The sequence below is a fragment of the Fibrobacter sp. genome, assembly GCF_045601785.1.
In the GTDB taxonomy this organism is placed as follows: Bacteria; Fibrobacterota; Fibrobacteria; order Fibrobacterales; family Fibrobacteraceae; genus Fibrobacter.
The window spans coordinates 66,241-73,999 of record NZ_JAZSAF010000042.1; the positions used below are offsets into that span (position 1 = coordinate 66,241).

7 protein-coding genes are annotated in these 7,759 nt (G+C 49.3%); 4 read left to right on the forward strand and 3 right to left on the reverse strand.

Annotated elements, in window-relative coordinates; translation table 11 throughout:
- Positions 1 to 42: 42 nt before the first annotated feature.
- Positions 43 to 2,484, reverse strand: coding sequence for a hypothetical protein (locus tag ACKI61_RS06360; protein ID WP_407456920.1), 2,442 nt, complete (start codon positions 2,482 to 2,484; stop codon positions 43 to 45).
- A gap of 523 nt (positions 2,485 to 3,007) precedes the next feature.
- On the opposite strand from ACKI61_RS06360, the gene ACKI61_RS06365 reads away from it, so the two are divergent.
- From ACKI61_RS06365 to feoB, 3 genes are read left to right on the forward strand one after another with little or no spacing between them, the layout of a single operon-like run.
- On the forward strand, positions 3,008 to 3,433 hold the full coding sequence (locus tag ACKI61_RS06365; protein ID WP_407456921.1) for a metal-dependent transcriptional regulator: 426 nt from the start codon (positions 3,008 to 3,010) through the stop codon (positions 3,431 to 3,433).
- Positions 3,434 to 3,444: 11 nt separating this feature from the next.
- Positions 3,445 to 3,684 carry a FeoA family protein gene (locus ACKI61_RS06370; RefSeq protein WP_072799394.1) on the forward strand — a complete coding sequence of 80 codons (240 nt, stop codon included), beginning with the start codon at positions 3,445 to 3,447 and terminating at the stop codon, positions 3,682 to 3,684.
- The gene (gene feoB, locus ACKI61_RS06375; RefSeq protein WP_407456922.1) at positions 3,684 to 5,975 is read left to right on the forward strand and encodes a Fe(2+) transporter permease subunit FeoB; all 2,292 of its coding nucleotides are present in this window, start codon (positions 3,684 to 3,686) and stop codon (positions 5,973 to 5,975) included. Before ACKI61_RS06370 ends, feoB begins: the two co-directional genes overlap by 1 nt.
- Positions 5,976 to 5,989: 14 nt before the next feature.
- On the opposite strand, the gene ACKI61_RS06380 is transcribed toward feoB, so the two are convergent.
- The gene (locus ACKI61_RS06380; RefSeq protein ID WP_407456923.1) at positions 5,990 to 6,553 is read right to left on the reverse strand and encodes a manganese efflux pump MntP family protein; all 564 of its coding nucleotides are present in this window, start codon (positions 6,551 to 6,553) and stop codon (positions 5,990 to 5,992) included.
- A 1-nt stretch (position 6,554) separates the two neighbouring features.
- Positions 6,555 to 7,352 carry a hypothetical protein gene (locus tag ACKI61_RS06385; RefSeq protein WP_407456924.1) on the reverse strand — a complete coding sequence of 266 codons (798 nt, stop codon included), beginning with the start codon at positions 7,350 to 7,352 and terminating at the stop codon, positions 6,555 to 6,557.
- Between the two features lie 100 nt (positions 7,353 to 7,452).
- On the opposite strand from ACKI61_RS06385, the gene ACKI61_RS06390 reads away from it, so the two are divergent.
- On the forward strand, positions 7,453 to 7,759 hold a 307-nt coding region (locus ACKI61_RS06390; protein ID WP_407456925.1), incomplete at its 3' end, for a hypothetical protein.

A 7,759-nucleotide genomic window follows, 5' to 3' on the forward strand; every position in this document is an offset into this window, starting at 1 on the left:
CGACCAATTGCCAAAAGGTGACATTTGAAAGAAAAAGTCTAATTATTTCAAGAACCCGTATTGATAGACTTGTGGGCGGAGTTTTTCGGATAGGGCTTTGTAGGCGGATTCGAAGGCTGTAAAGCTGACGGGAACGGAGTTGCCGGATTCGTTTTGGGCTTTCAGGGCCTGGCGGATTTGATACCAGCCGACATCGGGTCGGTTAAGCTTTAATTCTTCACGGATTTTATGGTTGAAGGTTTGCTTGAAGTAGGTTGCCCAAATTTTGCGGCCTTCGTCAAGGACGGCATGGGCTTCGGCGCTGAAGGTTTTGCCGTCCATGTACTGCACCATAAAATCACTTTCGAAGCGGTCGCTTGCACCGACTTCTTCTTCGGTGAAGGGGATAAAGTGGTTGACGATGCTCCATTTCTTGCCGTTCCATTCAAGGTCGTTGGCGCTAGCGGTGAGATTTGATCCATTGAACAGCATCCATACTAGGCAATCATTTTTGAAATCATCGGGCAACTCACAATTTGGCTGAAGGAATTGGTCGCGATCATTGAGCCATGTATGAGAAACAATTTTTCTGACAGTAAAAACTATTGCCGTTTTCCAAAGGTTCTCTTGAGTTACATATATGCCATGCCCTCCATTAAAACCTGACGAGAACAGCGCTGTTCTTGTCGTTGCTTGTTGCATATCATTGCTGTTACACCAAAAATAAGCAACAGCATTATCGCACCAACGAGTTCCACGTAAATCCTTTGTTGCATTTCCTGCTTCTATCGCATTTTTTAAGGGGATGCAAACCTCTTTATTAGGTTTTAAACGTTCAATCCAACAAGTCAAATACTTTTCATTGGAGGCGTTGTAAAATTTCTTTTCTCCGATGGGATTGGCACTCTTGTCCAAAACTTCGCATGAAATTTCTGAAGGGAACCTGTATTTGGATTGCTTCGCTTCGCTCGCAATGACATTGTTGGTTTTCCAGATGAGAAAACCGATAGGAAAATCACCTTTGAGTCCGTCAAATGATTTTGAATGAACAGCAAAACCATCTAAATATTGGGCTTTCCATTTTTCTCGGAACATTTCCATGGTTTGCGCATTTACATATTTCAGTGTGCTGAACATTGCTAATGTTGCGTTTGGAATTTCTTTGGCAATTCTCGCAACGAACTGTGTAAAAAGTTCATTACTAGCCTTTCCAAATTCAGTCATTCCGATTTCAGCAAATTTTGTTTTTGCAACGCCGGTTTTGCTCGCGTCAGTTCCAACACCTTTTGTAGCATTATCAGAACTAGTCGCTTCTGCATACGGTGGATTTATCAGCACTAATAATTTCTTCTTTCCTTCGTTTGCATCACGAATTACATTCTGCAAAGTCTGTGGAATTTTATTTGTAAGGTTATAATCAATCGACCCGTCATCGGCAATGTCGTCGTTCAAATAATCGTACTGAAAACGCTCGGCTGATACACAAATCTTCGCGGCTTTCATGATGTTCACATCCTCTTGATCGAGGGTACTCATGAATAGATGACGGTGGTTGGAATGCTTGGCTTCGAGGTTCCCGACACCGCAGCACATATCCCACACGTAGTAGTCCTTCTGCCAGTTCGCACCAAGCGTCTTTTCCAATAAGTCGTAAGCCTTGTCAACCACATTGAGCGGCGTGTAATACGCTCCCTTGAATGTTCGTTCGTCAACGGGAATTAGGCTGTCGCGGCGTTCAAGCAAATAACTTCGATATTCTTCTTTAGGTGGCCTATGGTAAATCGCCCAAAATTGGCTATAGCCATCCATGCTCGCAATTTCGTAAGTTTTCCCATTCAACAAGAATATCGGCTTGTCTCCCTTGTGCAAAAGTTCCGCGGATAAGTGTTCATGCGTGCTGACCTTGCCATCGCTCATCACATCGGCATAAAAGAATTCTGCGTAATTTTCGGGTTCTGCATTCACAATTTCCTTGCCGATCATCTCGACCCACTTGTCGAACACCTGCTTAAGATTGTCGGGCGTAATTTGCGTACGGATGATTTCGCCTTTTTCTATGGCATTCCTCAAAGTGTCAATAAATTCTTTCTCGTGCGTCTCGATATTGAAACTTACAAAATGGGTTCCGATATACTGTGAAACGATATCTAGGGCGTCTTGCGTCACGTCGCTTGCGGACTTGCCCCACTTGATATGGATATTCTTATCCTGCAAGAGCGGGAGTGCGACATCCGTCTTCATAATGGCGGCTTTCACGCTATCGACAACACAGAGGAATGGCGGAATGTGTTCGCCATCCTTGAGAGCTCGGTGGATGTAGAAAAGCAACTGCGTAAACATCTCGTAGAGAGATTTCTTGGAACCGAATTTTGCCTCGAACCAGACTTCACGCGTCTGAATATCGATCAGGTTACGCTGAACCTGCTTGAGACGCAGTGCCTTGATGTATTCCGCCTTCACGTCTTCTTCGGACGAGGCTTTTTGCAGTCTTTCGAAAAGGCTCATAAGGGCTCCTTCTAGCCCTTATGCAGTGCAGCCAACTATCGCCCTGGATTCTATCGCCCTATCGCTACGCTCCAGGGCTCCAGAATGACATTCCACACAAATAAAAAAGCGTGGTGTCGAATGCACTTGCCGTAATGGAGGCTCTGGTAAACCTATGCACGAAACAAGAACAAACGACCCACGCCCATTGCTGGACGTGAGTGTTCACTCTCATACTCTCGTGCACATTGAAAATTTACCAGATTTCCATTACGAGAATAAGAGCTAACTCTACGTTAAACTCGCGCCTGCGGTTTTTACGCCACAGGCTATGTCAGTGGGAAATATAAATAATTTGGGATGAAAAGGAGATCCCCGCCTTCGCGGGGATGACAACATCGTGCGCGGGGATGACACCAGGCCGTGTAACGCCCTTTTTTACCCCCATTTCCCAGAGTTTAGCCTTTACTAATTAGCCAAGGCTTTCTAAATTTAGCGTTGACTAATATATAAGGTGTGTTTTTCGTCTAATCGGAGCCGTCCTATGGAACAAGTAAAGTTAAGCCAGAGCCTTGAAGACTACTTGGAAATGGTGCACATGCTGCGCCTTGCGAACGGGATTGCCCGTGTCCGCGACATTGCGGCGGCGCTCAAGGTCAAGATGCCGTCGGTGGCCAAGGCGGTGATTGAGCTAAAGAAGCTGGGCCTTGTGACGCAGGAGCCTTACAGCGGTGTCGAACTCACCTCGGAAGGTGCGCTGGTGGCGTCCCAGATTTTGAACCGTCACATTCTGCTGAAGGGTTTTCTTATCAAGCTCGGTGTGTCCGAGGCGATTGCCGACAAGGACGCCTGCTGCATGGAGCACATTCTTTCGGCGGAGACTCTCGAGAAAATCGAGGAGTTCGTGAATTCCCCCAATACGGGTATGACGGCGAAAAAGTCGAAGGCTGCAAAATCTACGAAAAAGTAAATCGTTGGTGTATGAATAACGAACCGAAGTTTTCGGAACTTAAAAAAGGCGACAAGGCCGAAATTATTGGATACAACACGGGTGATTCTCAGTACAAGTCCAAACTTTTGTCAATGGGGCTTGTGCGCGGCGTGGTGCTGCAGGTTTTGCAGGTGGCCCCGCTCGGCGACCCGGTCGAGGTGAGCGTGCTTTCGTACAGGCTTTCGCTCCGTAAACAAGAAGCCAACGTGCTCAAGCTGAGGAGAGTCTGATGCCTATCGAGAAAGAAGTTTTCACGATAGCGATTGCGGGCAACCCGAACTGCGGAAAGACCGCACTGTTCAATTCGCTGACCGGCTCGAACCAGATTGTGGGCAACTGGCCTGGCGTGACTGTCGAAAAGAAGGAAGGCCAGTTTAAGCTCGACAACCACACGATTCGCGTGGTGGACTTGCCGGGTATTTACGCGCTGTTTGCAAACTCCGAAGATGAGCGCGCCGCTCTCGATTACTTGCTCAAGGGCGAGGCGGACCTGGTCGTGAACATTCTGGATGCCACGAATCTGGAACGCAACCTGTTCCTCACGAGCCAGCTGATGGAAAAGGGCGTGCCGATGGTCTTGGCGGTGAACATGATGGACATCGCGGCGAGTCGCGGCATTCATGTGGACCTGCACAAGCTCGAAGAAATCCTCGGCGTGACGGCGATTGGCCTCACGGCGGTTTCGCCCAAGAGCTGCGAAGGCTTCGTGAACGACTTGCACAAACTGCTGCATAACAGCCGCGAACTTCCGCTCCCGAAGGCGGTCAAGCATTCCGAAGTCCTGGAAAAGCTGATTGAAGAAATTGCGGTGCCGCTCAAGCCCGTAGCTGAAAAACTAGGCGCAAGCCCGCGCTGGACGGCGGTGCAGTACCTGGAGCATAGCGGGCGAGTGCTGGAACTTGCCGACGAGTTCGGTGTCGAAATCCCGCACGACAAGATTGAAGAAGATTTGGGCGAAGAGGTGGAATTTGCGCTGGCCGATTCCCGCTACTCCTACGCCCGCGACATCGCGAAGGCGGTCATTCGCGACAATACCAACAGGAGCACGCGAACTGACAAGCTCGATAAACTTTTCCTGAATCGCATTTTGGGAATTCCGCTTTTCCTCATTGCCATGTATCTGGTGTTCTGGTTTGCGGTGAAGGTCGGTAGCGCGTTTATTGATTTCTTCGACATTTTGTTCGGTGGCATTTTCGTGGACGGCATGACGGAACTGTTGACGAAGGTTGGTGCTCCGGGCGTTGTCGTGGCGCTGTTGGCGAACGGCATCGGTACGGGCATCCAGACGGTATCGACGTTCATTCCGGTTATTTTCTTCATGTTCCTTTGCCTTTCGTTCCTTGAAGATTCCGGCTACATGTCCCGCGCGGCGTTTGTGGCGGATCGCTTTATGCGGTTCCTCGGGCTCCCGGGCAAGGCGTTCGTGCCGATGATTGTGGGCTTTGGCTGCTCGGTGCCGGCGCTCATGGGCACGCGCACGCTCGAAAACAAGCGCGAAAGGTTCCTTACTTTGTTCCTGGTGCCGTTTATGAGCTGCGGCGCGCGCCTCCCGGTGTATGCGCTATTTGGTGCGGCGTTCTTCGGCGAAAGCGCAGGGACGCTCGTGTTCGGAATTTACTTGACGGGCATCGTGATCGCGTTGATTTACGGCCTGCTCTTGCGCCATACGGTTTTCATGGGCAAGGAATCGACGTTCATCATGGAACTGCCGCCTTACCATTTGCCCAAGGTGCGTAACCTTTTCCGCCACGCGTGGCTCCGCCTCAAGGAATTCGTTTTCCGTGCGGGCAAGGTCGTGCTCATTATGGTGACGGTGCTTGGCTTTATGGGCTCTGTCGGCACAGATGGAAGTTTCGGCAACGATAACAACGAAAAGTCGGTGCTGAGTGCCGTGGGTACGGTGATTACGCCGGTGTTCGAACCCTTCGGCGTTGAACGCGACAACTGGCCCGCTTCGGTGGCGCTCTTTACAGGACTTTTTGCGAAGGAAGCGATTGTCGGGACGCTTAACTCGCTGTATGCCATCGAGGGCACGGGCGACGCGGCCCCGGAAGAAACTGCCGCGGACGAAGGCTTTAGCCTGAAATCGACGGTGAAAGAGGCTCTTGTGAGTGTTCCGGCGAATTTGGTAGAAGTATTTACCTCAATTGCGAACCCGCTGGGCGTCAAGGATGCGATCGATGAATCCGAAAGTGCCGGAAACGAAGGTGCGTACAAGACGATGCAGGCACATTTCAAGCTCGGTCGCTTCCAGGTGCTGGCTTATCTGCTGTTCATCTTGCTCTACGTGCCGTGCCTCGCCGCCATGGGAACCGCCTTCCGCGAACTCGGGCGCTTCTACGGAACGCTCATGATGGTATTCCAGACGGTTATTGGCTGGAGTCTCTCGGTGCTGTTCTTCCAGGTGACCTGCGGGCATTCCGTCGCATTAATCGTGACTTCACTCGTGCTTCTCGCCGGTGTGGTCGTGAGCCTCGTGCTGATTGGCCGCGACCAGCGCAAGAAGAAAATGTTCGACTGATTTTTTTAGCCAAATTAGAACAGCATCTTTACGCCAATTCCAATCAGGATTACACCTGCGACAATTTCGGGAATTTTTGTCTTGAACCGTTTGGCGGCGTGACGGCCGATTTCGTAGCCGATAATGCCCATGATAAAGCTTGCAAGTGCAATGGCGCTGGTGGCAAGCACCATGTTCGCTTTCAGGAATGCAAACGAAATTCCGACAGCGAATGCGTCGATACTTGTCGCAACTGAAAGCAGCAAAATGTTTGCGATCGTCAAGTTTTTCGCGGCAATCTGTTCGCCTTCCGCTTCGCCTGCGTCACCACGGACAGCGCCCCAAATCATGCGCCCGCCCAGAATGCAAAGGATGGTGCAGGCGATGGGAGTGCCCACGGAATTGAACCAGCGCTCGGCGAAACTCCCGAGGAAATACCCGAGCAGCGTCATGCCGCCCTGGAATACTCCGAAGCTAACCGCCTGGAGCATGGCGCGGCTGTACTTGATTCCTTTCTTTGAAAGTCCCGTGGCGATTGCGACGGCGAAGCAGTCCATTGCCTCTACAATCGCGATAATGATGATTTCGATAATGCCCATTTTACTTTGTGAACTTGTAGCGGCCCAGCAAATCGAAGTAGCGAACCTTGGGCGAAATCTTTACCGTTGGGTGAAGTTTATGGATGACTGTGGTGGTATTTCCGGGCATACTCATATAGAATTCCTTTAGGTAGGAATCGTCGCCATTTTGAGTGTGTTCTTTTAAAACGAAACCGCTTGCGCTTGGAATGACTTCTAGATTGCTTCTGATGTAATTGTCTTCGGCGTTATAGCTATTGCATTTGGATTTATCCTGAGCGTCGTTTATAAAGATTTCCTGTCGGAGTATGGGAGCCTTGTGCTTATAGGTCAGCGTATCGCCAGACAAGGTATATTCGTCAAAGTACTCGTCATCGTATTGAAACATGTAGAACTTGTAGTAGTGAGGCAGACTTTTTTCTATGGATGAATCGGATAAAATGCCGTCTTCAAAATATATCGTGGTGCCAATGATGGTGTCATTGGATGTCCTGCTAGAAAAGATAATTTCTTGTCCTTTTTGGGAAAGTTCCGATTCGGAGTTCACGTAAAAAAAAATTGTTGTGTCTAATTCGTTGTTGAGAGCGTCCCAGGAGATTCTTTGTGCAATGCGATCGTTTTTCCATACAAAGGTATGGTGATTGTCGTAATCATCTTGGTTGTCGCTTTCGTCGTGATGGCTGACATGAATCGAATCTGGATAAGGCGATTGTGTATTTTTTGTGATGCCGTTTCTATTGGATGCAAATACGGCTTCAACGCATGTTATGGCATTTGCGAAACCCGCCAAAAGCATTAAGCAAAATAAGAATTTTTTCATTTGTGTCTCCTAACATAAAGATAAAAAATTATATTATTTCGTGAAAAGAAAGGAGATGCCCTGTCTGGGCAGGGCATTACATTTTATAAAGGATGGTGTTTTGAAACTGCGGGTTGCGGTCATAGTCTTTGTTTCGGTGTGTGCACTTTTTGCGGTAGAGGCTTTTGTGCTTCCGCCGGTTACGCCTGAACTTAAAACGCAAGCCCAGGAATACTATAACTACGAATGTAAGGCCTGCCACCGCTGGGCACGCAAGTTTGCAGCATCCCCGATGCGTGACAACGTAGCGCAGTATGCCGAAAAGCCGGAAGAAATGGTCAAGTACCTGATGCATCCGACTCCGCAGCACCCTGATGAATGGCCGGCCATGGAAATCACTCCGCTGACCGAAGAACAGGCGAAAATGA